This window comes from Candidatus Avelusimicrobium sp. (assembly GCF_051874775.1).
In the GTDB taxonomy this organism is placed as follows: Bacteria; Elusimicrobiota; Elusimicrobia; order Elusimicrobiales; family Elusimicrobiaceae; genus Avelusimicrobium.
On the sequence record NZ_JBJEGE010000023.1, the window covers coordinates 15,777 to 41,577 of the forward strand.

Genomic DNA, 25,801 nt, shown 5'->3' on the forward strand with positions numbered 1-25,801 from the left:
CCGCAAACGGATTTTATTTTATCAAGGAGAAGCAGCTATGTCCAAATTCATTATCATCACGGGCGGAGTCGTCAGTTCGCTGGGCAAAGGGATTTCCGGCGCCAGTATCGGTAAACTTTTGCAATTAAACGGCCTGCGCGTCAATATGATTAAGTGCGACCCGTACATCAACGTGGACCCCGGCACAATGAGCCCGTATCAGCACGGGGAAGTGTTCGTTACCACCGACGGTGCGGAGGCCGACCTTGACCTCGGCCACTACGAACGTTTTTTGGACGTGAATATGACCCGCGCCAACACCAATACCGCGGGCAACATTTATCAAACCGTTATTGACAAAGAACGCCGCGGCGAATATCTGGGCGCCACCGTACAGGTTATTCCGCACATCACCAACGAAATTAAAAAACGCTTTACCGCGTTTGAAAACGATACCGACGTATCCATTATTGAAATCGGCGGGACGGTGGGCGATATTGAATCGCTGCCGTTTTTGGAAGCCGCCCGCCAGCTGCGCCTTGAAAAAGGAGCGCAGAACGTCATCTGCGTACACGTTACGCTGATTCCGTACATCGCGGTGGCGCAGGAACTGAAAACCAAACCGACGCAGCACTCCGTCAACAAACTGCGCGAAGTGGGTATCGAGCCCAGCATGCTCATCTGCCGCACGGAACAGCCTTTAAACCAGCATTTAAAAGAAAAGCTGTCGCTCTTTTGCAGCGTTCCGGCAAAAGCCGTTATTGAATGTGCTGATGCCAAATCCATTTACCACGTGCCCGAAATGTTTTACAAGCAGGACGTGGACAAACAAATTATTTCGCTGTTAAATTTAAAGCCCACGCAGGAAGTGGACCCGAAATGGTTCGAATTTTTTGACAAAGCGATGAACCCCTCCAAATCCGTAAAAATCGCGGTGGCGGGCAAATACGCCGAGTTTCAGGAAGCGTATAAATCTATCCACGAAGCTCTGCGCCACGCCGGTATGAATAACGACGTGAAAGTGGAAGTGGTGTACATCAACACCGAAAAAGACCCTGTGGAAGAAATGCTTAAAGGAGCGGACGGAATTTTAATCCCGGGCGGATTTGGCAACCGCGGTATTGAAGGTAAAATCGCCACTGTTAAATATGCGCGCGAAAATAAAATTCCGTTCCTCGGTATCTGCCTAGGTATGCAATGCACGGTAATTGAAGCCGCGCGCAACCTGTGCGGCTTGCACGACGCCAATTCCACCGAGTTTGACCCGACCACCAAAGATCCGGTGGTAGATTTAACCCCCCAGCAGAAAAACGTGGTCTACAAAGGCGGCACGATGCGCCTTGGAAACTACACTGCGGATTTGGAAGAAGGATCGCTGGCGCGGCGGCTGTACGGCAAGGACAGAATTGTGGAACGCCACCGCCACCGCTACGAATTTAATCCTGCCTATGTAAAACAGCTGCGCGACGCTGGCCTGAAAGTGACGGGTTGGCACGAAGGCGTACTGCCCGAAATTGTGGAACGCGAAGACCACCCGTATTTTATTGCAGGACAGTTCCATCCGGAATTTGGTTCCCGCCCGCTTCGCCCGCATCCGCTGTTTGACGGCCTCATCAAAGCGAGTTTAAAAAGAAAAGAAGGAAGATAATTTTCGCAACACAAAAGGACCCCGACGGTAGTCGGGGTCCTTTTGTGCAGCGGTAAAAACTAATCGGCGTAGTAGCAGCTTGAAGCGCCGCAACCTACACCGCAAGTGCAAATGCTAGAATTTGAGGAAGAGTTGGTAAAACCTATCTTGGCACAATCATGGCTCCCCGTAGTTTCTCCCACACCATCACTGCAGGAGCGGCGGCCGGTTTTGGCGTTTAACCACAAGAAAATAGGGTTCGGGCTTGCGTTAAAGCTAGAAGCACCAAAAGCGATGGGAGTAGACGAAGAACAGTCTACATAACCCTGATAAGTAAAATATTTAGAGCTTTTTACATCAACAGCTAACGCAGACGCCAAATCTGAATTTTGATTGCCAAAATAGTACCCCGATCCACTCGGGTTTTCCAAACAATACGCATTGGCGGCCATATTAAGCGTCTTTAAATTCGCCCACACTTCCGCCGTGCGGCTTTTCAGCACCGCTTTTTGGTATTGCGGCAAGGCAACGCTCGCTAAAATACCGATAATTAATACAACAACCAATAATTCAATTAAGGTAAAACCTTGTTTATTGGATCCTGAAATAAATTCAGGATGACGGCCAAATGTAAAACCTTTCATATTCGTTTCTCCTTTCAAAAAAGTCATCCTGCGATGTTTCTGCACAGATTCTACCGATTTTAAGCGAACAAACCCCAATCGGGAGAACCCTCACAGAAACCTCTGTGGATAACCCTATCGTATCAAAAAAAAAAAACGGGTCAACCCTCTTCTGAATTGGCGCGTTAAAGGAGCAAGTGCAACGATTAGGACAACGGATGAAGAGTGTTAGGACAAAAGACTTTCTGTTTAATAGGTAATGCTAGTGCAAGGTAAATGTTTTAGGGAGTTAATCAGAGCTTGTTTATTGGAGTTAGCACTTCTGTCGGGTAAAGGAGTAATGAGCAGATATCGGCTCTTACGTTATACACAAGTTTGCAAGGCTTGCTTGTTGCCCTTGGAAGATATGATTAAATCACTTTCCCATTGGCCGTGTAATCTGCCTGATGTTATATCCCTGACCCAACATACGTTCTATGGTATATCGGTCTTGTTCTTTGAGTTGCTTGTATTTGGACATAGGTCTGCTTATTACGCCTTTTGTCCTGTTGCTCTTGCAACGTTAATTCGCATTCACAAAACACGACAAAAAACACACTTTTCCTTTCACAACTTAAATCTATGTTATTGGGCGGAAAGAGAAACAGCCCCTGCAGCGGAAGAAACAGACTCTTTCGCCTGCGGCCCAAACAGTTCCTGCATAAACCCTTTTTTATCCGCAGACACTTCCCCTGCATTTTGCGCAGAAAGCACAGGAGGAGTGACAGTGGAAACGGCCTGCACGCGGCGGATGAGCGAATTTCCCGCATCTACAATATACATAAAATCGTGCGGCGTAATAACAAGCGCGTTGGGATAAGCCAGATTTACGCTCCACGCGTCTTTCGCGTCGCCGTTATACCCCTTCTCGCCCGTACCCGCCACCGTTTCTATTTTACTGTCGAAATTGCGGTCCACCACTAACCGCCGAACGCGGTGATTGTCCGTGTCCGAAATATACAAACGGCCCAATTGATCAATAGCAAGACCGGTCGGATTATTAAGCATACTGTCTATACAACGGCGGTCTCCCTCTCCGGAAAAGCCGCGTTTTCCAGTACCCGCAATCGTAAAAATCAGCGTCTTTTGCGGTTCCACCCAACGCACTTGATGATTGCCCGTATCCGCAATAAATAAATTGCCGTGTTTGTCGAAAATAATGGCACTGGGCTTGTTGAGTTTGGCGTTTACGGCCAGCCCCAAATCACCGTCATTTCCCTTTACTCCGCTTCCGGCAGCATTTATTAAAAAACCGCTTTGACGGTCAATTTTGCGCACCAGATGATTACCCGTATCGGAAATATAAAGATCCCCATGCAGGCTGACAGCTACACCCGTCGGGCTGTTTAACTGTGCCGATACCGGACGCATCCCGTCGCCGTTGTATCCTTTGCGTCCGTTTCCAGCTACCGTATACAAGTATCCGTTCGGTGTGTACATACGGATACGATGATTGCCCGTATCCGCAATAAACAAATTACCCAGCGTATCAAACGCAAGACCTGTGGGAGCGTTAAGCGTCGCCATCGTAGCGTGACCGCCGTCGTTTACAAAACCTTTTTCACCCGTACCTGCCACCGTCTCAATTTCGCCCGTACGAAGCACTATACGGCGTACGCGATGATTGGCCGTATCGGAAAAATAAATATTTCCGCGGCGGTCAACCGCAATACCCATCGGCGCATTTAACCGCGCGGAAAGCGCATCTCCGCCATCTCCGGCAAAACCGCGCTTATTGGGGGTTCCGGCCACATCATCCAACTGACCGGATCTGGTCGGTCCTAAAGCAGCGGCCGCAAGCGGCAAAACAAAAAATAAAAATAAAAGCATGTTCTTTTTCATATTTATATCCTAACAAACCCGCTCCGTTTTATCAACCCCAAATACCTGCCGTCATCTTCCGCGCACGGAGCGTTTTTTTGCTACAATAATATTAAGGAAGATTTCTTCCTCCAAGAAACTCCCCTGTCAGGGATTTAATAAGGACGATGATTACCCTATGATTATACTCTTTTTAAACTGCGGCAGCTCTTCGGTCAAGTACAGCGTTTACGACTGGGACCAGAAGAGAAACCTCTGCGCCGGCGCGGTGGAACGCATCGGCATTGACGGATCTTTTATTTCCCAAGACCGCCACGGATACCCTTCTTTTGAACTCAAACGGAACTGCAAAGACCATAAAGACGCCATTAACCTCGTTATCGAAACGCTGACTAACAAAGAACACGGCGTGATTGAAAACATCAACGTCATTTCCGCCGTCGGGCACCGCATTGTACACGGAGGCAAATTCGCTAAATCCGTAATTGTAGACGATAAAGTAATCGCAGAACTTAAAAATATTTCCGACTTGGCACCGTTGCACAATCCGGCCCATATTATGGGTATTGAAGCCGCACGCACGTTACTGCCCAATGTCACCCACGTTTGCGTAATGGACACCGCTTTCCACCAGACGATGCCCGCTTCTTCTTATATGTACGCGCTGCCGCGCAAATGGTACACAGATTACAAAATCCGCCGTTACGGTTTTCACGGTTCGTCCGTACTGTACACCTCCCGCCGCGCTGCTGTGCTTTTAGGCAAGAATGTAGACGAGGTCAATACAATCGTCTGCCATATCGGGGCGGGCGCCAGCGCGACCGCCGTCAAAAACGGCCAATGCCTCGACACCAGTATGGGCCTTACGCCGCTTGAGGGCCTAGTAATGGGTACGCGCTGCGGCGATATGGACCCGTCCATCTGCTTCTATATGATGAACAAATTGGGCCTTACACCGGATGAAATGTATAAAATTTTAAACAAACAAAGCGGTATGTTCGCCCTGACCGGAGACCGTTTTGCCGATCAGCGCGACGTACGTAAAGGCGCCGCCAACGGTGACGAACTATGTAAACTGGCGCTGGACGTGGAATGTTACCGCATTAAAAAATATATCGGCGCGTATATGGCCGCGTTGGGCCGGTTGGACGCGATCGTATTTACCGCCGGAGTAGGCGAACGCGCTACAAACATCCGCGAAATGATTCTAAGCGGGCTTGAAAATTTCGGTATTGTTCTTGATGAAGAACGCAACAACTGTGCCGATACCAACAAGGCTGAATGTCTGATTTCCGCCCCCGAATCCAAAGTAAAAATCTTTGTTATTCCGACGGATGAAGAAATCGTGGGAGTGCAGGACATTGTCGCCCTTTTGGCCGGCACGTACGATGTATACACTAAATTCCGCTATATCTTTCAAGAGAAAGATTACCGCAATAAACTGCGCGACGCGGCATTTATCGAGGAAGTTAAAAAGCGGCCTTTCTTGTTAAAGGCAGCCGTTAACTTGCCCGAACCGTTGAAACAGCAAGAGAAGAAATAGACTTTGCCTACGCCCGTTTGTCTGTGCAAACGGGCGTTTTTACTCCCCGCTAGAGAGCCGGAAAAAACTCCCGCGGGCCAGCAGCAACAGACCAAGACGCTTTCATACACGGAGCAGCTATGTTCTTACCCAAAGAAGTAAAATTTTTTGACCTGTTTGATAAACAAGCCGAAAACATCGTTTCAGCGGCGAATTTTTATAAAAAGTTAGTGGACGACGGTTCCTTTACGCCCGAAAATGTGCGCGCAATGCACGAAAAAGAACACTACGGCGACGAGCTGACCCACACCACCATTAACACCCTAAACGAAACATTCATTACCCCGTTTGACCGCGAGGATATTTTGGAATTGGCCAATAAATTAGACGATATTATTGACGCCATCTACTTGCTTACCAACCGTTTTTACTTGTATAAGATTACCAAACCTACCGACTATAGCAAACGCTTGGCCAATACTATCGACCAAACAGCCAAAGCTTTGCAAAAAACGTTAGCAACAATGCGCAGCAATAAGAAAATGAAAGAAACTCTTATTCAATGCGTGGAAATCAACCGTTTGGAAAACGAGGGCGACGTCCTGCGCGACGAAGCAATTACATTCCTTTTTGAAAACGAAAAAGATCCGGTAATGATTATCAAACAAAAAGAACTCTACGAACTGGCCGAAACAATTACAGACTACTGCGAACACGTGGCTAACTTGGTAGAATCCATTTTGGTGAAGAGCAATTAAGGAAAACTATGTTTTGGATTTTATTCCTTATCGTTTTAGCCTTGTTTTTTGATTACTTAAACGGATTCCACGATGCGGCTAACTCCGTGGCGACTGTGGTGTCCACCCGTGTACTGTCGCCAAAAATTGCGGTGGCGTGGGCGGCATTCTTCAACTTTATCGCGTTCTTGATTTTCCACACCGCAGTAGCTAAAACCATCGGTGCGGGCATTGTGGATATTCATATTGTGGACGCGGACCTCGTATTTTCCGCGCTCATCGGCGCGTGCGCGTGGAACCTGATTACGTGGTGGTGGGGACTCCCCTCCAGCTCTTCCCACGCACTGATTGGAGGATTAATCGGTGCAGCAATCGTAAAGGGCGGCACAACAGCATTAGTGGCCGGAGGAATTTTCAAAACGGTGCTATTCATCTTTTTGTCCCCCTTACTGGGATTCCTGCTTGCCGGAATGATTGGCACGATGGTTTTTAATATCTGCAATCATTTTACGCCGCGCAAAGTGGACTCTTTTTTCCGCAAAGCCCAGCTGTTTTCCGCATCCGCTTATTCCTTAGGACACGGCGGAAACGACGCACAAAAAACAATGGGTATCATCAGTATGCTGTTACTCGGCGGACTTGCCGGAGAAGAGGCTGCTCCCATACGTGATTTTCTTTTGTCTCACGAAGAAATGCACGCCGTGGCGCAAGGGGAATTTATCGTACCGCTGTCCGTCGTACTTTTGTGTCAGGGAGCAATTGCACTCGGCACGCTTTCGGGCGGGTGGAAAATCGTTAAAACAATGGGCCAGAAAATTACGCGTCTGCGCCCCGTGGACGGTTTTTGTGCCGAAACTTCGGCCGGTATTTCCATTTTTATCGCTTCTGCTTTGGGGGTACCCGTCAGCACTACACACACGATTACGGGTGCGATTGTAGGGATCGGCTCGCTGCGCCGTCTTTCGTGTGTACGCTGGGGCGTCGCTAACCGGATTGTGTGGGCGTGGTTTATTACAATTCCCGCTGCCGCGCTGATTTCAGCCGTCTGCTGTCTCATTAAAGGATTATTTTAAAGAACACAATAAAAAGCTCATTTATAAAAAACGCCTTGGAATTTCCAAGGCGTTTTTTATTATGCGGTTCCCCGTCAAAAGCAAGGAAACGCAAAATTAGCCCAATATGGACAATGTGCCCCTAATAAGCAACAAGGGATAAGAAACCTTCTTATCCCTTGTACGTAAAACGGAAGATAACATCAGCCGTTAATTTTATAAGTTCTCTTTAATCGTCTGCGCCAGCCGTTTGAGCCCCTCCACAATCTGTTCTTTAGTAGAGTAGGAAAAGTTTAAGCGCATATCATTATGTACGTCGCCGGACGGATAAAAATCCACACCTGCCACAAACGCCACTTTATTTTCAATGGCTTTGGGCAAAAGATCCGTCGCATTCATATGTTTAGGTAAAGACAGCCACAAGAACAGACCGCCTTCCGGCCTCGTCCAAGAAATGTTTTTGGGCATATATTCGGCCAGCGTTTTGAGCATTAAGTCGCGCTTTTCCCGGTAGCAGACGATAATGTCCTTTACGTGCTGCATTAAGAGACCGCGGCGCAGGTATTCCGCCGTAGCCAGCTGCAAAATAGGCGAAGAACACAAATCCATAGCCTGTTTTAGAATAACATATTTGCGGATAACGCTCTCCGGCCCGATAATGTAGCCCAAGCGGAACCCGGGCGTAAATACTTTAGAAAACGTAAACATCGTAATCACGTTGCCTTGGCCGTTATCCAGTTCAAAAAACGTACGCGGAGCTTTGCCTTCAAAGCGCACTTGACGGTACGGAGAATCTTCCAAAATAAATGTGCCATATCTCTTGGCAATTTCCAAAATTTCCAACCGGCGCTGTTCGGGAATGGTGGTACCCGTCGGGTTTTGAAAATCCGGCACCACATAAATAAATTTACACGGTTTGCCTTCTTTCTTTAGTTCTTCCAACTTAGCTTCCAAATCTTCAGGTAAAATACCGTATCCGTCGCTTTCTGCACCGCGGATATCCGCCCCCGCCACTTGAAACGCTTGGAGAGCCCCCAAATAGGTTGGGGCGGCGGTAATGATACTGTCCTCGGGATTAATAAAAATGCGGGCCGTCATATCGAGCGCCTGTTGGGAAGCGGAAACCACCAGCAACTGTTCCGGCGTGACGGTAATATTTTCCGTTTCTTTCATCAGTTTAATCAGTTCTTTTTTCAGCTTGTCCTGGCCTTCGGTCGTGCCGTACTGCAGCGCTTCTTTGGCGTGTTTATCCAATACGTCCTGCATAATATCGGCCACTTCTTTCGCCGGAAACAAATCGGGCGCCGGCAAGCCCCCCGCAAATGAAATAATTTCGGGGCGGGAAATAACTTTTAAAAGCTCTCTGATGGCGGAAGCCTTGGAGCGGCTGACCACCTTCGAAAACAACTTATTGTAATCCATAGTTTTATCCTTGCTTTTTTATTTAGTATATTTTACTATTTTTAAACTCAAATCTTTAGCGGGAACGGAGTGAGTCAGCGCGCCCATTGAAATAACGTCTACCCCCGTTTGACAGTAACTTTCTAAATTGGACTTATTGACTCCGCCGGACACCTCAATTACCGCACGGCCGGCGATTTCCGCCTTACATCGCAGAATTTCCGCAGGCGTCATATTATCCAGCATAATGATATCGGCTCCCGCGTTTAAAGCTTCTTTTACTTCGTCTAGACTAGTGGTTTCCACCTCCACCTTAGGGGTATGACCGATGACGGCTTTAATCTTGTTTACCGCCGCCGTAATGGATCCGGCCGCCGCGATGTGATTGTCTTTAATCATCACGCTGTCAGCCAGACTAATGCGGTGGTTGCGGGCACCGCCGACGCGGACAGCGTATTTATCCAAACGGCGCAGACCGGGCTGGGTTTTGCGCGTATCCACAATCATCACGCCGTATTTTTTGCCGATTTCGGCGTACTCGCGCGAAGCGGTGGCAATACCGCTCATACGCTGCATAAAATTAAGCGCGGTGCGCTCCGCTTTTAAAATGGATAAAGCCGCCCCCTTTAACTCCAACACTTTTTCGCCTTTTTTTATTGCGTCGCCGTCTTTTTTTAGCGGCAGAAATTTAACCGACGGGTCTACCGCAGAAAATACTTCTTTGGCTACATTCATACCGCAAAGCACTAAATCTTCCTTGGCGGTAATAACAGCCTCGGCTTGTTCTTCGTGCGTAAAAATATTGTCGGAGGTAATATCCCCCAAACTCAAATCTTCCTGTAGGGCAAGTTCTATAATTTTATCGGTTATCATTTGGCAAGCTCAAACATTTTTTCAATAGATTTTTTGGCGGCCGCCGCAACCTGCGCGTCCACTTCCACCACCTGCTCGGGGCGGGGATCAACAAGCGCTTCCCATGTGTTGATTAACGTATTTTTCTTCATATAGCTGCACACGCCGAACGGCCAAATAAATTGTTTATCCGGATGTTCCGCTTCCATCCGGTTAACGAGGCCGAATTCCGTCAGCATACCAAAGGTTTTCGCTTCCGATCCCGCCACATATGCGGCCATTGCTTTGGTACTGCCTACATAATCGCACATTTCACACACTTCAATAGGACATTCCGGATGTGCAACAACTTTAATATCGGGATAATCCGCGCGGAGTTTTTCCACGTGTTCGGGGCGGTACTTATCGTGTACACAACACGATCCGCCCGAAGAAATAATTTTCTTGGGCGTGCCGCGGCGTTTGAGTTCCGCCTCCAAATTTTGCGCCATCAGCATATCCGGCACAAAAATCAACTCGTTACCCTTCATCTTCTGGGCGATGTCAAAAACGTTGCCGGAAGTCACGCAAGAATCACACTCAGCTTTGACCTCAGCAGTACTGTTAATGTAGCACAGAGCGGGTACACCGGAGTGTAAAGCCCGCAGTTTTTTTACGTCCTCTCCCGTCATAGAATCGGCCAGTGTACAACCTGCGCGGCCAGCGGGAATTAGTACTTTTTTGGACGGGTTGATAATTTTTGCCGTTTCCGCCATAAACCACACACCCGCAAACACGATCACATCCGCCTGCGAGTCGCGCGCTTTTAACGCCAATTCATACGAATCCCCCCGATAGTCGGCCACGCCGTAAACTAAATCCGGAGTTGTGTACGAATGTGCCAATATCACAGCATTCTGCTCTTTTTTAAAATGGTTAATCGCCAGCGTGTAAGGAGCGGCAGCCAAGCAATCCGCCATTGCCCACTTGGCCGATTTGGTTTTGGAAACAGAGTGAAGAAGCCCATATAATCTATGGGCTTCTTCTACAATCAAAGATTCTTTCTCCAGCGTGTCAAACATAAAAATTACAGTGTATCGGGCAAATCATTGCCGGAATTATTATAAGTGGTAGTCGTCGTGGTGGTAGTAGAAGACGAAACGGTGCCAGCCGGAACCGGCGCAGGGCCATCTACTTCAACAATGTTGACCACATTTACTACTTCTTTGTTTTCGCTAACATTCGATGTTTTTTTAACAGCGGTTTTAGAGGTCTTTTTAACAGCCGGTTTAACAGCGTTTCTCAGTTTCGTTTCAGCGGGAGGAAGATATGAATCTCCGCAGGCTTGCAATTCATACGCGGGCAGCGTATCGTAATCGGCTTCCGGCGCGAGGAGATTATCAAATTCCTGATCAATAATTTGGTATTTGGCGTTTTTTCCTCCCGTGGCGTTACCGTTAGCGGCCGTTTTCACATTAGACCCCGAGGAAGAACAAGCCGCACCCAACGCAGCAAAACAGATTACGGTTAAAATTTTCTTCATATATCCGTCTCCTTTTAGAAAAGTGCGCGGCGTCCGTGCGCATATTTTTATTATATATCATATTAAACGTACTTGAAAAGATTTTTAGACGAATTTTTCTCTAACCAGCAGATATTTGGTAGAATAATAGAGTTATACCTTTTGGGAGGCAATAAAATACCAATGCAAAGTATTCTTGAGTTATGGAGCGCGGTAATCGCGTTTTTTTCTGCGCCCTCCGTTCCAACAGCTTACGATTTGATGAACGGATTCAACGCCCTGATCTGGGGCCCGCCGATGATTTTTCTATTGCTGTTTCTCGGTATTTATTTCACGGTTAAATTACGCTTTTTGCAAAAATACACTTGGCCGGCAATGCGGCTTTCCGTCCAAAAGGTGGACTCGGAAGGAATGGTAAGCAGTTTCGGCTCGCTGGCCGTAATGATTGGCGCAACCGTAGGTACGGGCAGTATTATTGGCGTAACAACCGCAGTGGCCGAAGGAGGCCCCGGGGCCCTGTTTTGGATGGTAGTGGCAGGATTTTTTAACTTTGCCATTAAATACTGCGAATGTTTGGTGGCGTTTAAATACCGCATCAAACTGGAAAGCGGCGAATATGTAGGCGGGCCGATGTACTATCTTTCCCATATTTTAAAGTACAAAAAACTGGCCTTCATTTTCGCCCTCGGTACGCTTTTAATGGGCTTAACGGCCGGAAGTGCATTGCAGTCTAACGCAATTGCCGATGCGCTGCGCGAAGGGTACAACTTAAATCCGTGGTATATTGGGGCTGCGGTAGCGCTACTGACGGCAATCGTCATTATCGGTGGAGTAAAACGCATTGCGGCCTACTCCGAATGGCTGGTGCCGATTATGGGAGGCCTGTATCTGCTGCTTACCGCTATTGTGGTATGTATGAATTTTACCTCTATTCCGGCAGCGGTATCCGTCGTCTTGAAAAGCGCTTTTACGGGAAAAGCCGCCGCGGGCGGCGCCGTTGGCGTAGGGATTATGGCACTCGTACAGGCAATGGTGCCCGCGCTGACCGCGGGAATTACCCGCGCGGTACTGGCTACGGAAGCCGGCCTTGGCAGCGCCTCTATAGCCGCCGCCGCGGCAAAAACCCGTTCGGCCACACAAATGGCTATCGTATCAGCCACCTCCGTATTTTGGGCAATTTTTATCTGCTCGCTGACGGGTATGGTAATCATTTTGGCTGGCGATTGGCAAAATCCCAACGTATATGCCGCCAACTTGTGCAACAGCGCGTTTAAGACGGTGCCGTATATCGGTACGCCGATTTTAATTTTCTCGCTGGTGATTTTCTCGTTTACCACCATCATCGGCTGGGGATATTATACTGAAAAAGCACTGCAGTTTTTATGCAAGGGAGCGAATAAGCTCGTAACACCGGCGCGCGTATTGTTTATCGCGCTGGTATTTGTCGGCGGCTGGATTGGAACGAGTTTTTCGTGGGATTTGACGATTGCCGACTCTGTATCCCGCACGGCAGAAGCCAATATGTCCACGCGGTTTATGTGGGCTCTAGTCATTTTGACAATGACAATGATGACGCTGCCCAATATCTGGGCGTTATGGTGTTTACGTAAAGTAATTATTAAAACCACGCGCCAAAACTTGCGCAATATCGTAGGCAGCCAAGCAATGCGTCTACATAAAGAACAGAAGAAAGCTAAATAACCGTCCGTCACTTATTATCTTCCCCAGCTTTTCGGCTGGGGATTTTTTAAATCTGCGGGTAAGTAGTTCTTTTGCTTTTGTACGGATCTGCGTACGGCGAGTTCCTCTTTAACCCTACCAATACAATCTTGCGGGATAAAATCTTGGAGATAATTTCAATATATGCAAAAAAAATACCCCCTGCTCAGGCAGGGGGCTTGTCCGAATTTGCCTTCAAAATTTACGTTTTCCGTTCTTTGCTTTTACAGCTTTTTTTAATGAACGAACGTTTCTTTTAGCCGTCGCTTTCGGCGTTTTTTTATCAATGGCTTTTTTACCTACAGCCGTTTTAACCGCTTTTTTAGCGGACAGCTTGACGGAAGATTTTGCGGCTTTTCCTTTCTTTTTCCCGATCTTTTTTTGCAATCGGGCCGCGAATTCTTCCCAGCCTTCCAACGCCAAGGGCAGCACCTCGTCCATATTTTTGACGGGAATCAAGTTTAATTCTTGGCGCACACGCTGTGGAACTTCGGACACGTCTTTTTCATTCGTATGCGGGTAAAGAATCGTCTTTACGCCTTCGCGGTACGCAGCCAAGAACTTTTCTTTAATCCCCCCTACCGGCAGCACGCGGCCCGTAATCGTCACTTCGCCCGTCATCGCAAGCTGTTTTTTAACGGGAAGACCCGTCAAAAGACTGGTTAACGCCGTGGTAATGACGCTGCCGGCAGACGGCCCGTCTTTCGGTACGGCACCTTCGGGAAAGTGAACGTGAAAATCCGTCTTATCAAAATCCAAGCCTTCACCGTAACCGCGGCTGCGCGCATACGTCAGTGCAGCACGGACGGATTCCTTCATCACGTTACCCAGCATACCCGTTAAAATCAACTGGCCTTTGCCGGGCAGCTTTGTAGCTTCGATAGACAGCGTTTCACCGCCGACGCTCGTCCACGCGAGCCCCGTCGCAATCCCCACTCCGTTTTCTTCCGCCGCGAAATTAGAATACTTCGGCACTCCTAAAAATTCGTGCAGATTTTCTTTAGTAACGGTCACCTTTTTCGCGCCGTCCACAATCATTTTGGCGGCTTTGCGGCATAAAGAACCGATTTCGCGGTCTAAATTACGCACCCCCGCTTCGCGCACATAATCGCGCATTAAGAGCGCTACCGCCTCGCGCGATACGCTGAGCTGGCCTTCTTTCAACCCGTGGATTTTCATCTGTTTGGGAAGTAAATAATTGTCCGCAATGTCGTGCTTTTCGTATTCTGTATACCCGTCAAAATCAATAATTTCCAAACGGTCACGCAAAGTACGCGGAATGTTGGAAAGCGAGTTGGCCGTCGTAATAAACATCACTTTGGAAACGTCAAACGGAACGTCTAAAAAGTGATCGGAAAACTCTTTATTCTGTTCGGGGTCCAATAACTCCAACAGCGCCGCTGCCGGATCACCGCGCCAGTCCGAACCCATTTTGTCAATTTCATCGAGCAAAAACACAGGATTAGAACTTTTGGCTTTGCTGATTCCTTGAATAATACGCCCGGGCATAGAACCAATGTAGGTTCTGCGGTGGCCGCGGATTTCGCTTTCGTCCCGCACGCCCCCAAGTGACATCCGCACAAACTTACGTCCAATGGCGCGCGCAATGGATTTGGCTAAAGACGTTTTGCCCACCCCCGGGGCGCCCGCAAAACACAAGACGGGGCCGCGCAAAGAATGCGTCAGTTTGCTGACAGCCAGATATTCCAAAATACGTTCTTTGGGTTTTTCCAAGCCGAAATGATCCTCATCTAAAATTTTCTTAGCTTCTTTCAAATCCAAAACGTCTTCGGTGGTTACATTCCACGGCATATTAATCAGCCAATCCAAATACGTACGCGAGACCGTAGCCTCCGGTGAAAACGGCGCCATTTTGGCCAAGCGGTCCAATTCTTTTTCGGCCGCTTCTTTGGCGTGTTTGGGCAGACCGTTTTTCTTGATTTTGGTACGCATAGCGTCCAATTCTTTTTGAAAATCGTCCTTTTGGCTGAGCTCCTTTTGAATGGCTTTCATCTGCTCGTTCAAATAGTACTCTTTTTGGTTTTTCTCAATTTGCGCGCGCACTTTGGAATGAATTTTTTCTTCCAATCCCAAGATTTCCACTTCACTCGTGATTAATTTTAAAATCTTTTCTAAGCGGTCCTTAATATGCACGGCTTCCAAAATTTCCTGCCGCTGCGGCGTTTTGACAAGCATATTGGACGCCACCGTATCGGCCAGTTTGGACGCGTCGTTAATTTGACGCAAAAACGACACCCCTTCTACTGCAATCCGGTGCGACACGCGGGCGTAATGGTCAAACTCGTCAAGCACCTTGCGCATAAGCGCCTGCACAACGGGAGAGTCGTCATCCTCTTCCTCAATATATTCTACCGTGGCAAACCACGCTCCGGCCGCTTCGTTAAGTTCCAGTTTCGTCACGCGCGCACGGGCCAGCCCCTGAAGAAAAATTTTCATTGAACCATCCGGCATTTTTAAGTTCTGTGTAATCTGCGCAATCACACCGAAATGGTAAATATCGGAAGCTTTGGGATTCTCCACCTCGGCTTCTTTTTGCGATACAGCTAAAATATATTTGCCGGATGTGTCAAGCGCCAATTCCACCGCGGCAACCGACTTTTCCCTGTCTACCGAAAGCGGCAGGCTCATCCCCGGAAACATCACCACATCGCGTATGGCAACTGCCGGCACTACCGTCGGTAACGAAAGTGTTGTTTTTTTAATTTCTTCCATTGTATTCTCCCTATTCATCCTAATGGGTCAATAAAAAGGAGCGATTTGATACTTTTCCCCCGCTCCTATCCAAAGATATTGTAGCAAATTGTATTAAAATTAGCAAATATTTAATAAGTCTGCTAATTTTAAAACGACAAAAAGGCCCGCTACAGGGTCCTTTATAGTTACAGTTTCAGCGTTTTACAAAAAGCTTTTCCTTTCTCCGTTTTTGAAGTACATGCCCTCTTCCCGGGATTCGCAGAAAAATCTAACCACACAATATATGAAAAAATGTTCTTTGAGCCGGCTTCACTCCAACCTGAACATTCCGGACAGTAATAAGCACTAATATATAATCCACCTTTAATCGTAACAATATCACTACCCCCCAATAAATCCACAAATATCCCGGAACCGCAATTTAAAAAATCATTGCCGTTGCAACGTCCTTTGTAATCAAAATCCAAACTATCCGTATCGGCAATATAATTCCCATTTGCCATATAATAGGCTTCTTCAGCTTTTTTCATACTCTCCGCTATCTGCTGCATTGTAGAAAAACGGGCTTTTAGAACGGCTTTTTCATATTGAGGCAGCGCAACGGCGGATAAAATACCGATAATTAAAACAACAACTAACAACTCTATAAGCGTAAAACCTCTGTTTATCATTCCCGGGCACCGCACGGTGAACCGGGAATCCAGTTTACAATAAGGTTTACAACTTCTATTTAACAACCTAGATTCTGGCTCCACGGCCGGAATGACATCTTTTTGATACATGAGATATATCCCCCCTTATACATGATTTATTCTCATGGTATCAAAAAAAAAAAACAATACAACCCCTATTAAGTTTCCCGCGCAAACCACAAAAAAACCGCCCCAGTTTTGAACGGAGCGGTTTCGTACTTAACGAAAAAAACTATTTGGTAAGTTCCAGCACTTCATCAATAAGGCCGTACTCTTTGGCTTCTTGAGCAGACATATAATAGTTGCGTTCGCTGTCTTGGCGAACCTTTTCTTTCGGCTGGCCCGTATGTTTGGCCAAAATATCAAGCAGATGTTCTTTATTGTCGCGCAGTTCGCGGGCTTCTATTTCAATATCTGTCACTTGTCCGGAAATTCCGCCGCCCCAAATTAAAGGCTGGTGGATCATAATGCGCGAATGAGGCAGCGCATAACGTTTGCCTTTGGAACCGGCCGCCAATAATACCGCGCCGAAGCTCATCGCCTGTCCCATACAGATAGTGGTAATCGGAGCTTTGATAAACTGCATCGTATCGTAAATAGCAAGCCCCGCCGTAACCATTCCGCCCGGGGAATTAATGTAGAGGTTAATTTCCCGATTGGAATCATCCGCGTCCAAATACAAAAGCTGGGCGATAATCATATTGGCGCTGGCAGTATCCACTTCGCCTTCACGTCCTCCAACGAAGATAATGCGGTCTTTCAACAAGCGCGAGAAAATGTCGTAACCGACGTTTTTTTCAATAATAGTAGGGATAATCATATAGTATATTGTAGTATATTTTGGCTTTTTCAAACACAGGGCCTATAAAAAAGGGGGCCAATTTTCCATAAAAAATAGGTCCAAGGACCTATGGCTTTTCGCTCACAATTTATTACACTATGTATAGAAATCTTAATTAGGAGATATATTATGAACCTGAAAAAATGTTTTACCGCAGTGGCCGCCGTACTTTTTTGCTCTACTCTAGCTCTCGCGCAAGAAATAGACAAGAAAACCCGCCAATACACCGAACAGGCCATTACGCAATCGCTGATGATTTTTGACGCCCATAAAGCGCAAAATAAATTAAACGATACCGACCGCGCCATCGAAACCGCTTTAAATACCACGCTGCCGGGTATCTTTAACCGCGTAGAGGAGCCCAGTGAGGAATTAGGCACTGAAATGGAAAATGCCGTTACTGCTTTAGCCCAAACGCTGATGACCTATCAAGATCTCTATCCGGCTAATATGCTTAATCTGGATGTTGCAAAATTAATTACGCTTTCTTTAGCCTTTCAGTACGCCGTCCAATGTGACTTGATTTCCGAACAAGCCGCTCAAATCATTCTGGCAGGTTTTTTGGGAGCAGGCACGGAAGAAGAATAAGCACTTTTATCCCCGTCCTTTCTACGGACGGGGATTTTTTCTACCACAGCGAGGGCCTATAAAAATTTAGGCCCTTTTTATAACCAGTCTAGGTCTAAAGACCCTTTTATCTCAACGGACAATCCATTATAATAAATATAAGAAGGATATTTTTGGAATGCTGAGGAATTATGAAAAACATATCTATGTTACTCGTTGCTTTATTAGTCATTGGTACGGCTGTACCTTTGGCGGCCCAGAACAAGACGCTCTACAACAAAGTCCAGCGTACTGTTGCAGCGCAAAGACATTCGGACGCTACATCTCAAAAGAACCAACCGGATACGCGGCGGCACCATTCTTGTGTTTACTGCGGAGAAGAAATTACTGAACCATACCAACATTGTTCTGCTCAAGACGGAGTGGGCATTTGTTCCGAACAAAAACAGACCGTTGAAAATAACAACCCAGATACTCAAGAAAATTTCTGCCCCAAATGCGGGCACGAATATACGGTTGACGAAAAATATCACGGCGAAAAACACGTCTGCAAAAAACAGCAACCAGTATGTGCTTATTGCGGAGAAGAAATTATTGAATCCTATCAACATTGTTTTGCTGAAAATGGCGTAGGAATATGCTCCGAGGAAAAAAAGACCACGGAAAATGATCCCCATAAAGTGCAAGCAGATTGCTGCCCCGCCTGCGGACACGAATATACGGTTGATGAAAAATACCACGGCGAAAGACACGTCTGCACAAAGCAGAAACCAGTGTGCGCTTATTGCGGAGAAGAAATTATCGAATCGTACCAACATTGTTCTGCTCAAGACGGAGTGGGAATTTGTTCCGAACAAAAACAGACCGTTGAAAATAACAATCCAGATACTCAAGAAAATTTCTGCTCCAAATGCGGGCACAAATATACGGTTGACGAAAAATACCACGGTACAAAACACATTTGCAGTAAATCACATCCCCAAAAATAAAGAGTATAACTCTGATAGACAAGAGATTTTCAATCCGTATAGCTTTGCGAAGCCAAAGCTATACGGATTTTTCATATTTTACCGAACACCTTGGGCCTCGCACGGAAATAAAGGCAAATTCTGCTGCAAAAAAGCAGCGTGTTTTAGTCTGTTTACGGCGGGAAAATCAATCGCTGCAGGAATTTTAGAACAAAAGACTCCCGCAACGCGGGAGTTCATAGACGCTCTCATTTAAGGTGATACTTGCGGTTCCAAGTCGTATGTGATAAATTATTGATGTCATTAGTCATAGTAATGACATCCTTGTTCTTTAAATTACCAGCTGTCGCAGGTAATTTAATTTTAATTATGCCCCGCGGTAAAATCTTAGCAGCCCCAGCATAGCAGGGGAGTTTCCATAAAAAAGCACCAAAAACTAAGGCAAGTTATACACATCACAATTACCCTTTGATCTCCACTTGCCTCCGATAGAAATACAAACTTTATGGGCGCGGTTATTTTCTTTCCCGCAAGCCATACAAGTAGTAATATTTTGCAGATGTGCCGGAGTACCGTTCACCATTACATACGCACTTTGCGCCGCGGCCAAGGATTTTAAAATACTCAACCGAACAAACCAAAAACTATCTCTGATTTTATGACGGAAATATGCTAAAATAGAGTTGTGTATTTCTATTCTTAACCGGAGGATTTAACTATGCAAACGACGGCCCAAGGAGGAGGAATGTTCTTCTGGGTGCTTTTGATGGCGTTCGTCTTTGTATTTATGATTATACTGCCCGCGCGCAGCCAAAAGAAACGCGAGCAGGAACTCTTAAACAAAGTCAACGCGCTGCAAAAAGGCGATCAGGTGATCATTTCCGGCGGAATTATCGGCACTGTGGCCGGTTTTAAGGATAATGCGATTGAAATCAAAATCGCAGAGTCTGTTAAACTGACTGTGCTGAAAACCGCTGTCGTAGGATTTGTAAACGAAATTGCAGCCAAAGAAGGAGGCTCAAAGTAATGTCCAACAAACTAGCCGTAAAGTGGGGACTCATCATTGCCATTTTACTCGGATCCTTATATCTGATTTACCCCAACTACAAGTGGTATTCCAAACCACTGACCGAACGCGAAACGCTTGATGCGCTCGGCGAACGCCCCAAACGTATGCTGAACTTGGGCCTAGACTTAAGAGGCGGATCCAGCCTGCTGTTGGAACTGGAAGTTTCCAAATTAAACGCCAAGGAACCGCTTAACGAAGCGATGGCCCGCGCGATTGAAATCATCCGTAACCGCATTGACCAATACGGTGTAGCGGAAACCTCCATTACAAAACAGGGCGACAAATGGATTATGGTACAGCTGCCCGGGGTATCCAACCCGCAGCGCGCGGAAGAACTGATCGGCAAAACCGCTATGCTGGAATTCCGCATCGTAAAGAACGATACCTCCATTGCCCAACAAGCCTTTGAAAAACTGGAATCTATGGACAAACCGTTTGACGAAAATGGTAATTTAGTACCCGAAGTGGCCCAACTGGTGCCGGCCGGATACCAAATTATGCGCAATAAAGACGGCGGTTATACCCTTTTAACTGATACCGCTCCCGTAACGGGCGCGGACCTTGAAAATGCCCGCGTCGTAATGATGGGCGAAAACGGTTACCCCGAAGTATCCTTTGAATTTAACGCCGAAGGCAGCAAAAAATTCGGCCAGCTGACCGGCGCCAACATTGGCAAAAATCTGGCGATTGTGCTAGATAACACCGTCCAATCCGCGCCCACCATTCAAGCCCGTATCACCAAACAAGGGCGAATCTCCGGTACTTTTTCCGCCGAAGAAGCCCGCGCTTTGGCTATCGTGCTTAAAGCCGGTGCGCTGCCCGCTCCCGTAAAAGTAATCGAAAAGAAAACCATCGGACCGACCTTGGGGGAAGACTCCATTAAATCCGGTCTGTCCGCTTCTTTCTATGCGTTCGTCATCATCTTGGCGTTTATGCTCGTTTACTACAAAGCGGCCGGTTTCATTGCCGATATTGCCTTGGCGTTAAACTTTGTGCTTACCGTAGCGATTATGAGCTATTTTTCCGCTACGTTGACCTTGCCCGGTATCGCGGGTATGATTCTGTCCTTGGCGATGGCTATCGACGCCAACGTACTGATTATTGAACGTATGCGCGAAGAAAAACTGTTAGGCAAACCGGTGTACGAAATTATTAACTTAGGGTACGATAAAGCGTGGTCGGCTATTTTTGACTCCAACATCACTACCATTATCGTAGGCGCGTGTTTGCTGCAGTTTGGAACGGGCCCCGTGAAAGGCTTTGCCGTAACGCTTATCATCGGCCTCTTGGTCAGCTTGTTTACCGCCGTATTCGTTACGCGCGCTATTTACGAGCTGGTTTTAACTTCTAACACAAAGGAGATCAGCTTATGATGCACTTACTACCCAAAACAAACATTGATTTCCTTAAATACAGAAAAGTATATTACACGTTGTTTGCCGTGCTTTTGGTGGGCGGTATTATCAGCTTCTGCACGAAAGGGTTTAATATGGGCATTGACTTTACCGGCGGCACTATGGTGCAGGTAAAGTTTGACGGCGCCGTGGAAATGGAACAAGTACGCAGCGCTCTGTCCGCCACGGGGGCAAACTCCGAACTCCAATCTTTCGGGGACAACTCCTACGCCATCAGCGAAAAAAGCACCGCCGACGAAGTCGGCGTTGTACAGGCCCGTATTGAAAAAGCGTTGGATACGCTGAACGTACCCTACACCGTACTGCAAACGAACTCCGTGGGGCCGGCCGTCGGCGAAAGTATGACGGAAAGAGCCTTGTGGGCGATTTTGCTGTCTTTGGTGTTCATCATCATTTACGTGGCGTTCCGATTCAGCAACATTTTGTGGGGCGTTTCGGGTGTTGTCGCCCTGTTCCACGACTTGTTCGCAATGGCGGTGGCGTTCTCGCTCACGCAGCGCGAAATTGACCTCGTGGTCGTGGCCGCGTTCTTAACGGTGGCCGGTTTCTCCATTAACGATACGATTGTTATCTTTGACCGTATGCGCGAGAACATCCGCCTCCACCCCAAAATGTCGTTTAGAGAATTAATCAACCTCTCTATCAATGAAACCTTATCCCGAACGGTTATCACCACCTTAACGGTATTGTTTGCGCTCGTGGTATTGTATTTCTTCGGCGGGGAAGTGATTAACTCGTTTGCGTTTGCGATGCTGATCGGCTGCATTTCCGGTGTGTACAGCACCATCGCGCTGACCACGCCGCTCGTGTATACGTGGAGCCGCGGCCAACTCAACGACGGATCCAATCCCGTTAAGTCAGCCGCCAAACCGGCCGCTAAAAAAATCTCCGCGGAAGTAAAGCGCGAAGAAAGCGCCGCCGAAGGTTATGCGCCTGCCAAACCCAAAAAGGTTATAACTAAAATTAAACGCACGCGCAGAAACAGAAAGAATTAGTTCTATTGCCGGACGGAGTATAAAAAACTCCGTCCGGCGGTTTAAATAAACGCGGGAGCAGAATTTCAACCTTCCAAATCGTAAAAAAGTTCCCCGTATTTATTTAAGCCGTTAAAAAAAACCGTATGCGAAAAATCAAACGCTTTAAAATCGCCCCCCGCCAAAAAGAAATTCTGCGCAAATTATTGCGCGGCGGCGGCCTCTTGCGCCAAGCGGGATTTACAAGCGAAATGGAAGTCACTCAATATATTTTAAACGCATTTACCCTGCTGGACCCTGGCGTCGTGTACGAATTTAATCAGGACGCACACTGGGAACTGGACGACGAAAGCGCCGTCCATAAAGAAATGTTTACCGCCTGCGCCGTTACGTTGGGGAATAAAATTGAACCGTTTTTACGGGAAGCCCAAACCCACGGAGAACCGAGAAACATCGTGGCGGGCAGTATTATTTTGGAATTTTTAAAAAACGCAATCAGTTTTGTAACCGATTTGGTACGCGAACAGGCGCAAAAAGAAGAATACGAAACATTAGATCCGCAATTTGTTTATCTTCCCCCCTTCGGTTTGTATGCGCCGCCCAAACTGCTGCGAGAATCCGTCCGGCTGGAAAAAACATTGGCAGAAAAAATTTTACCGCTTATTTTGGAAAAAATCAATGCGGACAAAATTGAGGTAACACTGGCGGACGGCGTTTTATCGCCCGCTTACACGACCGTATTGTTAGTGCCGTGGCAAAAAATACGCAAAAAAGGAAAAAAATAATGCCCGATATCCAATATACCGACTGGAAACACGCCGCCGGCTCCACTTTAGCCTACTGGTATACCGTTTTTTTGGGCTGGACCACCCGTATCTACTGGTTTAAATCCGAAGAAGGCAAACGGTTAGAGGAGGAAGGAAAAGGCGTCATTTATGCCGTTTGGCACAACCAACAGCTCTTTTTATTATATCCCTATAAAGGGCAGAAAATCGCTCCGCTCATCAGCCAGTCCAGCGACGGAGAATATATTGCACGATGTCTGCCTAAATTCGGAATGTTGGCGGTACGCGGTTCGTCAAGCCGCGGCGGTGCGCGCGCGCTGATCCACTTAATGCACGCCGCGCGCGACGGCTACCGCCCGATGCTCACACCCGATGGTCCCCGCGGCCCGATTTACAAAGTACAATCCGGTATTTTATTTTTGGCTAAAAAAACCGGATTTCCGATTATCCCCGTAGGCACCGCGCTCAGCCACAAAATTAAAGTGGGCTCTTGGGATAAAATGCGCGTGCCGCTGCCGTTTGGCAAAACCGCGCTGACGTACGGAAAAACCGTCCGCGTAAAGGACGACGCCGATATGGAACGCGCCGCCAAAGAGTTGGAAGAACAGCTAAACTGGGCGTCGGACCAATCGGAAATGTTTGTCAACAAACAACATTTTGACAATACGAAAGGGTAAAATAATTCCTCTGCACGGAAAAGTTCACAATATATAAAAACGCCCCCGAAAAAAGCCGGAGGCGTTTTTAAAAATACACAACTATTCCGTATAACAATTTCCAATAGAAATAGCAGGGGCTCGGTTGCAGTCAGAAGGAGAAATAGAAAAGCCAAGACGCTTACACTCCCCCCTACTACTCGGATCTGAACAATAAAAGCGCCCGTCATCAGCAAGGATTATTAGCATATAAGAAGAGGCATTTAAACGAGTAGCCATTATCCCCCGACACCTCCCGGATTTCCGGACTCCAAGGAATATCTAAAATTTTTGGTAGTAAAGGGAAACGCAGCAGCCGTTCCGTTCGCACCCGAAACCGAAACACTTAACTCGTCTAAGGGATAGACGACGCCTTCTGTACCCATTTCCAAATTTCTCGACCGTTCCGCCTCGTACAATGTTTTTAACATTGTGCGAGCCTCAGCCAAGCGGGATTTTTCCACCGCCTTGGTATACTGCGGCAGTGCCACCGAAGCCAAAATACCAATGATTAATACAACAACCAACAATTCAATCAGCGTAAAACCCTTCATATCACATTCTCCTATCAAACAAAGTCATCCAGAGTCGCTTCTGTTCAGGATCTAGCGATTTTGACGAAATAAATCTCAATTGGTAGACCCCCTCACAGGAACACCACGGAATACCCCTATCGTATCAAAAAAAAAAAACGGGTCAAGCCCCCAAGCAGGGTCGGGCAACTTATCCGCGCTCCTCTGATTAACTGAGCCACACTGTTTTGGATATAGCCCCTCTTCTACATAAACCAGCATGGAGGGGGCTGCCCACGTATAAACGCATTTCGCATCCGGCTGCAAAAAGCCCCGCGGAACAAAAAATTCCGCAGGGCTTATCCTCTCTCAAAAAACGGCTTTATTTTATTTTTTCTTCGGCCTTGGCAATTTCCCGTATTCCGTACGCAATATTGCGTCCGCTGGGCTGTTGGTAGGCGTAAAGGCCAAACTCGTGCAAGACGGAGAACAAGTGGTCGAAAATATCGCTCTGCAAGGCTTCGTAATCCGTCCACACGGTAGTATTTAAAAAGCAATACACTTCCAGCGGAATCCCCTGTGCCTCGGGCTTTAACTGGCGCACCATCAGCGTAAAATTCGGGTCGCCCGATACCACAAACGGCCGCGACTGCAAATAAAGCTCTGCATAGTGCCGAAACGTACCGATATTAGTTAAATGGCGCCCGTTCAGCACGTTTTCTTTTACGTCGCGCTCGGCATTAAACGCTTTGATTTCGGCTTCTTTCATTTCCAGATAATTCTTTAACAGTTTGATTTTTTTAAGACGCTCAAACATCGGGCGGTCCAAAAATTTTACGCTGTCCACGTCAATGACGATACTGCGCTGAATACGTCGCGCTTTGGCCGCATACATACCGCTCCAGTTTTTAAACGGTTTGGAAATCATATCATACGTCGGCACGCTGACAATCGTCATATCAAAATTCTGCACGCGCACGCTGGTGAGCGAAATATCAATAATGTTGCCGTCCGCGCCGGCGGAGTCTACAGTAATCCAGTCGCCGATTTTAATAAGTTTATTCGTCGTCAACTGGATACTGGCGGCAAAGCCTAAAATAGGATCTTTAAAAATTAAAGAAAAAACTGCCGCCAAAGCGGACAAGCCCGTAATGATGTACATCGGTTTGCGCCCGAGCAGTAAGGACAGCACAAATAACCCCGTGATTAAAAATACTACAATTTTGACGGCCTGCACCAATCCTTTTACGGGGATGTTCGGGTTGCGTCCGTATAAATGGTTAAGCATATTCAAGAACGAGTTAATCAACCACGCAAAACTGAGCACCACAAACAATCCCGTCACTTTACCCATCAGCGTAGAGATCCACCCCACATTTTCCATAATAAACACGGGGTGAAGATGGATGGCCAGCATAGCGGCGGTCACCACACCAAGCGCGGTAAAAAAACGGTGCGCCGTCATTGCCTTTACCCATTTATCGGCTTTTAATTTAGCAAAAAGATAGGCTAGATACTTATTACAAAACCACGTAAAAACACGCGCAGAAACATACAGAATTGCTAAAAACAGAATTGCCGCCACAGTCTGAGCGATTAATGTATGATAGGTTTGCGGAATACAGGAAATCTGCTCTACGTAAGACAAAATAAGTTTCATAATCCATCTCCTTAAAAAGTTACTATAATAAAGTG

24 protein-coding genes are annotated in these 25,801 nt (G+C 47.1%); 12 read left to right on the forward strand and 12 right to left on the reverse strand.

Annotated features, from left to right (window positions below):
* Nucleotides 1-37: 37 nt before the first annotated feature.
* Nucleotides 38-1,627 carry a CTP synthase gene (locus tag ACI351_RS04420; RefSeq protein ID WP_439734048.1) on the forward strand — a complete coding sequence of 530 codons (1,590 nt, stop codon included), beginning with the start codon at nt 38-40 and terminating at the stop codon, nt 1,625-1,627.
* A gap of 59 nt (nt 1,628-1,686) precedes the next feature.
* On the opposite strand, the gene ACI351_RS04425 is transcribed toward ACI351_RS04420, so the two are convergent.
* The 3 genes from ACI351_RS04425 to ACI351_RS04435 form a co-directional block, all read right to left on the reverse strand.
* Nucleotides 1,687-2,250 (reverse strand): type IV pilin protein, encoded by a 564-nt coding sequence (locus ACI351_RS04425; protein WP_439734049.1) that lies wholly within the window; start codon nt 2,248-2,250, stop codon nt 1,687-1,689.
* A gap of 394 nt (nt 2,251-2,644) precedes the next feature.
* Entirely contained in the window at nt 2,645-2,749 is a 105-nt protein-coding gene (locus ACI351_RS04430) for a helix-turn-helix domain-containing protein (RefSeq protein WP_439733664.1), read from the reverse strand.
* A gap of 104 nt (nt 2,750-2,853) precedes the next feature.
* Nucleotides 2,854-4,110: a hypothetical protein gene (locus ACI351_RS04435; protein WP_439734050.1), complete on the reverse strand. Its 1,257-nt coding sequence runs from the start codon at nt 4,108-4,110 to the stop codon at nt 2,854-2,856.
* A 157-nt stretch (nt 4,111-4,267) separates the two neighbouring features.
* Between ACI351_RS04435 and ACI351_RS04440 the strand changes: the two genes are divergently transcribed.
* From ACI351_RS04440 to ACI351_RS04450, 3 genes are all read left to right on the forward strand, one after another.
* The gene (locus ACI351_RS04440; protein ID WP_439734051.1) at nt 4,268-5,632 is read left to right on the forward strand and encodes an acetate kinase; all 1,365 of its coding nucleotides are present in this window, start codon (nt 4,268-4,270) and stop codon (nt 5,630-5,632) included.
* 119 nt (nt 5,633-5,751) lie between these two features.
* Complete coding sequence (locus tag ACI351_RS04445) at nt 5,752-6,369, forward strand: DUF47 domain-containing protein (RefSeq protein ID WP_439734052.1); 618 nt, start codon at nt 5,752-5,754, stop codon at nt 6,367-6,369.
* Between the two features lie 8 nt (nt 6,370-6,377).
* Entirely contained in the window at nt 6,378-7,421 is a 1,044-nt protein-coding gene (locus ACI351_RS04450) for an inorganic phosphate transporter (protein ID WP_439734053.1), read from the forward strand.
* A gap of 195 nt (nt 7,422-7,616) precedes the next feature.
* Here ACI351_RS04450 and ACI351_RS04455 read toward each other — a convergent pair whose 3' ends face one another.
* The 4 genes from ACI351_RS04455 to ACI351_RS04470 are packed head-to-tail and all read right to left on the reverse strand — an operon-like array spanning nt 7,617 to nt 11,175.
* Nucleotides 7,617-8,822: a PLP-dependent aminotransferase family protein gene (locus ACI351_RS04455; protein WP_439734054.1), complete on the reverse strand. Its 1,206-nt coding sequence runs from the start codon at nt 8,820-8,822 to the stop codon at nt 7,617-7,619.
* Nucleotides 8,823-8,840: 18 nt separating this feature from the next.
* Nucleotides 8,841-9,674 (reverse strand): carboxylating nicotinate-nucleotide diphosphorylase, encoded by an 834-nt coding sequence (gene nadC / locus ACI351_RS04460; protein ID WP_439734055.1) that lies wholly within the window; start codon nt 9,672-9,674, stop codon nt 8,841-8,843.
* Nucleotides 9,671-10,714 carry a quinolinate synthase NadA gene (nadA, locus tag ACI351_RS04465; protein WP_439734056.1) on the reverse strand — a complete coding sequence of 348 codons (1,044 nt, stop codon included), beginning with the start codon at nt 10,712-10,714 and terminating at the stop codon, nt 9,671-9,673. The genes nadC and nadA overlap by 4 nt, the downstream gene beginning before the upstream one ends.
* Nucleotides 10,715-10,719: 5 nt before the next feature.
* Nucleotides 10,720-11,175 carry a hypothetical protein gene (locus tag ACI351_RS04470; RefSeq protein ID WP_439734057.1) on the reverse strand — a complete coding sequence of 152 codons (456 nt, stop codon included), beginning with the start codon at nt 11,173-11,175 and terminating at the stop codon, nt 10,720-10,722.
* A gap of 162 nt (nt 11,176-11,337) precedes the next feature.
* On the opposite strand from ACI351_RS04470, the gene ACI351_RS04475 reads away from it, so the two are divergent.
* Nucleotides 11,338-12,855 carry an alanine/glycine:cation symporter family protein gene (locus ACI351_RS04475; protein WP_439734058.1) on the forward strand — a complete coding sequence of 506 codons (1,518 nt, stop codon included), beginning with the start codon at nt 11,338-11,340 and terminating at the stop codon, nt 12,853-12,855.
* A gap of 213 nt (nt 12,856-13,068) precedes the next feature.
* Here ACI351_RS04475 and lon read toward each other — a convergent pair whose 3' ends face one another.
* The 3 genes from lon to ACI351_RS04490 all read right to left on the reverse strand — a co-directional run bounded on the left by lon (nt 13,069) and on the right by ACI351_RS04490 (nt 17,100).
* The gene (lon, locus tag ACI351_RS04480) at nt 13,069-15,606 is read right to left on the reverse strand and encodes an endopeptidase La (RefSeq protein ID WP_439734059.1); all 2,538 of its coding nucleotides are present in this window, start codon (nt 15,604-15,606) and stop codon (nt 13,069-13,071) included.
* Nucleotides 15,607-15,773: 167 nt separating this feature from the next.
* Nucleotides 15,774-16,370, reverse strand: a complete 597-nt coding sequence (locus ACI351_RS04485) for a type IV pilin protein (protein ID WP_439734060.1) — start codon at nt 16,368-16,370, stop codon at nt 15,774-15,776.
* Between the two features lie 142 nt (nt 16,371-16,512).
* Complete coding sequence (locus tag ACI351_RS04490) at nt 16,513-17,100, reverse strand: ATP-dependent Clp protease proteolytic subunit (RefSeq protein ID WP_439727847.1); 588 nt, start codon at nt 17,098-17,100, stop codon at nt 16,513-16,515.
* A gap of 150 nt (nt 17,101-17,250) precedes the next feature.
* On the opposite strand from ACI351_RS04490, the gene ACI351_RS04495 reads away from it, so the two are divergent.
* The 7 genes from ACI351_RS04495 (at nt 17,251) to ACI351_RS04525 (ending at nt 23,576) form a co-directional block, all read left to right on the forward strand.
* A complete protein-coding gene (locus tag ACI351_RS04495; protein ID WP_439734061.1) occupies nt 17,251-17,709 on the forward strand; it encodes a hypothetical protein in 459 nt (152 codons plus the stop codon).
* Between the two features lie 170 nt (nt 17,710-17,879).
* Nucleotides 17,880-18,677: a hypothetical protein gene (locus tag ACI351_RS04500; protein ID WP_439734062.1), complete on the forward strand. Its 798-nt coding sequence runs from the start codon at nt 17,880-17,882 to the stop codon at nt 18,675-18,677.
* A 697-nt stretch (nt 18,678-19,374) separates the two neighbouring features.
* A complete protein-coding gene (gene yajC, locus ACI351_RS04505; RefSeq protein WP_439734063.1) occupies nt 19,375-19,683 on the forward strand; it encodes a preprotein translocase subunit YajC in 309 nt (102 codons plus the stop codon).
* On the forward strand, nt 19,683-21,098 hold the full coding sequence (gene secD, locus ACI351_RS04510) for a protein translocase subunit SecD (RefSeq protein WP_439734064.1): 1,416 nt from the start codon (nt 19,683-19,685) through the stop codon (nt 21,096-21,098). Before yajC ends, secD begins: the two co-directional genes overlap by 1 nt.
* Entirely contained in the window at nt 21,095-22,135 is a 1,041-nt protein-coding gene (gene secF / locus ACI351_RS04515; RefSeq protein ID WP_439734065.1) for a protein translocase subunit SecF, read from the forward strand. The genes secD and secF overlap by 4 nt, the downstream gene beginning before the upstream one ends.
* 125 nt (nt 22,136-22,260) lie before the next feature.
* The gene (locus tag ACI351_RS04520; protein WP_439734066.1) at nt 22,261-22,899 is read left to right on the forward strand and encodes a hypothetical protein; all 639 of its coding nucleotides are present in this window, start codon (nt 22,261-22,263) and stop codon (nt 22,897-22,899) included.
* Entirely contained in the window at nt 22,899-23,576 is a 678-nt protein-coding gene (locus ACI351_RS04525; protein WP_439734067.1) for a lysophospholipid acyltransferase family protein, read from the forward strand. Before ACI351_RS04520 ends, ACI351_RS04525 begins: the two co-directional genes overlap by 1 nt.
* Nucleotides 23,577-23,833: 257 nt before the next feature.
* Here ACI351_RS04525 and ACI351_RS04530 read toward each other — a convergent pair whose 3' ends face one another.
* Nucleotides 23,834-24,148, reverse strand: coding sequence for a type IV pilin protein (locus tag ACI351_RS04530; RefSeq protein ID WP_439734068.1), 315 nt, complete (start codon nt 24,146-24,148; stop codon nt 23,834-23,836).
* A gap of 340 nt (nt 24,149-24,488) precedes the next feature.
* Nucleotides 24,489-25,766, reverse strand: a complete 1,278-nt coding sequence (locus ACI351_RS04535) for a mechanosensitive ion channel family protein (protein ID WP_439734069.1) — start codon at nt 25,764-25,766, stop codon at nt 24,489-24,491.
* Nucleotides 25,767-25,801 lie beyond the last annotated feature (35 nt).

Bases quoted from the DNA above. Each gene is read 5' to 3' on its own strand.
- ACI351_RS04425 (WP_439734049.1), bottom strand. From the start codon at position 2,250: ATGAAAGGTTTTACATTTGGCCGTCATCCTGAATTTATTTCAGGATCC.
- secD (WP_439734064.1), top strand. From the start codon at position 19,683: ATGTCCAACAAACTAGCCGTAAAGTGGGGACTCATCATTGCCATTTTA.
- lon (WP_439734059.1), bottom strand. From the start codon at position 15,606: ATGGAAGAAATTAAAAAAACAACACTTTCGTTACCGACGGTAGTGCCG.
- ACI351_RS04435 (WP_439734050.1), bottom strand. From the start codon at position 4,110: ATGAAAAAGAACATGCTTTTATTTTTATTTTTTGTTTTGCCGCTTGCG.
- nadA (WP_439734056.1), bottom strand. From the start codon at position 10,714: ATGTTTGACACGCTGGAGAAAGAATCTTTGATTGTAGAAGAAGCCCAT.
- ACI351_RS04525 (WP_439734067.1), top strand. From the start codon at position 22,899: ATGCCCGATATCCAATATACCGACTGGAAACACGCCGCCGGCTCCACT.
- ACI351_RS04470 (WP_439734057.1), bottom strand. From the start codon at position 11,175: ATGAAGAAAATTTTAACCGTAATCTGTTTTGCTGCGTTGGGTGCGGCT.
- ACI351_RS04495 (WP_439734061.1), top strand. From the start codon at position 17,251: ATGAACCTGAAAAAATGTTTTACCGCAGTGGCCGCCGTACTTTTTTGC.
- secF (WP_439734065.1), top strand. From the start codon at position 21,095: ATGATGCACTTACTACCCAAAACAAACATTGATTTCCTTAAATACAGA.
- ACI351_RS04500 (WP_439734062.1), top strand. From the start codon at position 17,880: ATGAAAAACATATCTATGTTACTCGTTGCTTTATTAGTCATTGGTACG.
- ACI351_RS04520 (WP_439734066.1), top strand. From the start codon at position 22,261: ATGCGAAAAATCAAACGCTTTAAAATCGCCCCCCGCCAAAAAGAAATT.
- yajC (WP_439734063.1), top strand. From the start codon at position 19,375: ATGCAAACGACGGCCCAAGGAGGAGGAATGTTCTTCTGGGTGCTTTTG.
- ACI351_RS04485 (WP_439734060.1), bottom strand. From the start codon at position 16,370: ATGTATCAAAAAGATGTCATTCCGGCCGTGGAGCCAGAATCTAGGTTG.
- nadC (WP_439734055.1), bottom strand. From the start codon at position 9,674: ATGATAACCGATAAAATTATAGAACTTGCCCTACAGGAAGATTTGAGT.
- ACI351_RS04445 (WP_439734052.1), top strand. From the start codon at position 5,752: ATGTTCTTACCCAAAGAAGTAAAATTTTTTGACCTGTTTGATAAACAA.
- ACI351_RS04430 (WP_439733664.1), bottom strand. From the start codon at position 2,749: ATGTCCAAATACAAGCAACTCAAAGAACAAGACCGATATACCATAGAA.
- ACI351_RS04475 (WP_439734058.1), top strand. From the start codon at position 11,338: ATGCAAAGTATTCTTGAGTTATGGAGCGCGGTAATCGCGTTTTTTTCT.
- ACI351_RS04420 (WP_439734048.1), top strand. From the start codon at position 38: ATGTCCAAATTCATTATCATCACGGGCGGAGTCGTCAGTTCGCTGGGC.
- ACI351_RS04490 (WP_439727847.1), bottom strand. From the start codon at position 17,100: ATGATTATCCCTACTATTATTGAAAAAAACGTCGGTTACGACATTTTC.
- ACI351_RS04450 (WP_439734053.1), top strand. From the start codon at position 6,378: ATGTTTTGGATTTTATTCCTTATCGTTTTAGCCTTGTTTTTTGATTAC.
- ACI351_RS04530 (WP_439734068.1), bottom strand. From the start codon at position 24,148: ATGAAGGGTTTTACGCTGATTGAATTGTTGGTTGTTGTATTAATCATT.
- ACI351_RS04455 (WP_439734054.1), bottom strand. From the start codon at position 8,822: ATGGATTACAATAAGTTGTTTTCGAAGGTGGTCAGCCGCTCCAAGGCT.
- ACI351_RS04440 (WP_439734051.1), top strand. From the start codon at position 4,268: ATGATTATACTCTTTTTAAACTGCGGCAGCTCTTCGGTCAAGTACAGC.
- ACI351_RS04535 (WP_439734069.1), bottom strand. From the start codon at position 25,766: ATGAAACTTATTTTGTCTTACGTAGAGCAGATTTCCTGTATTCCGCAA.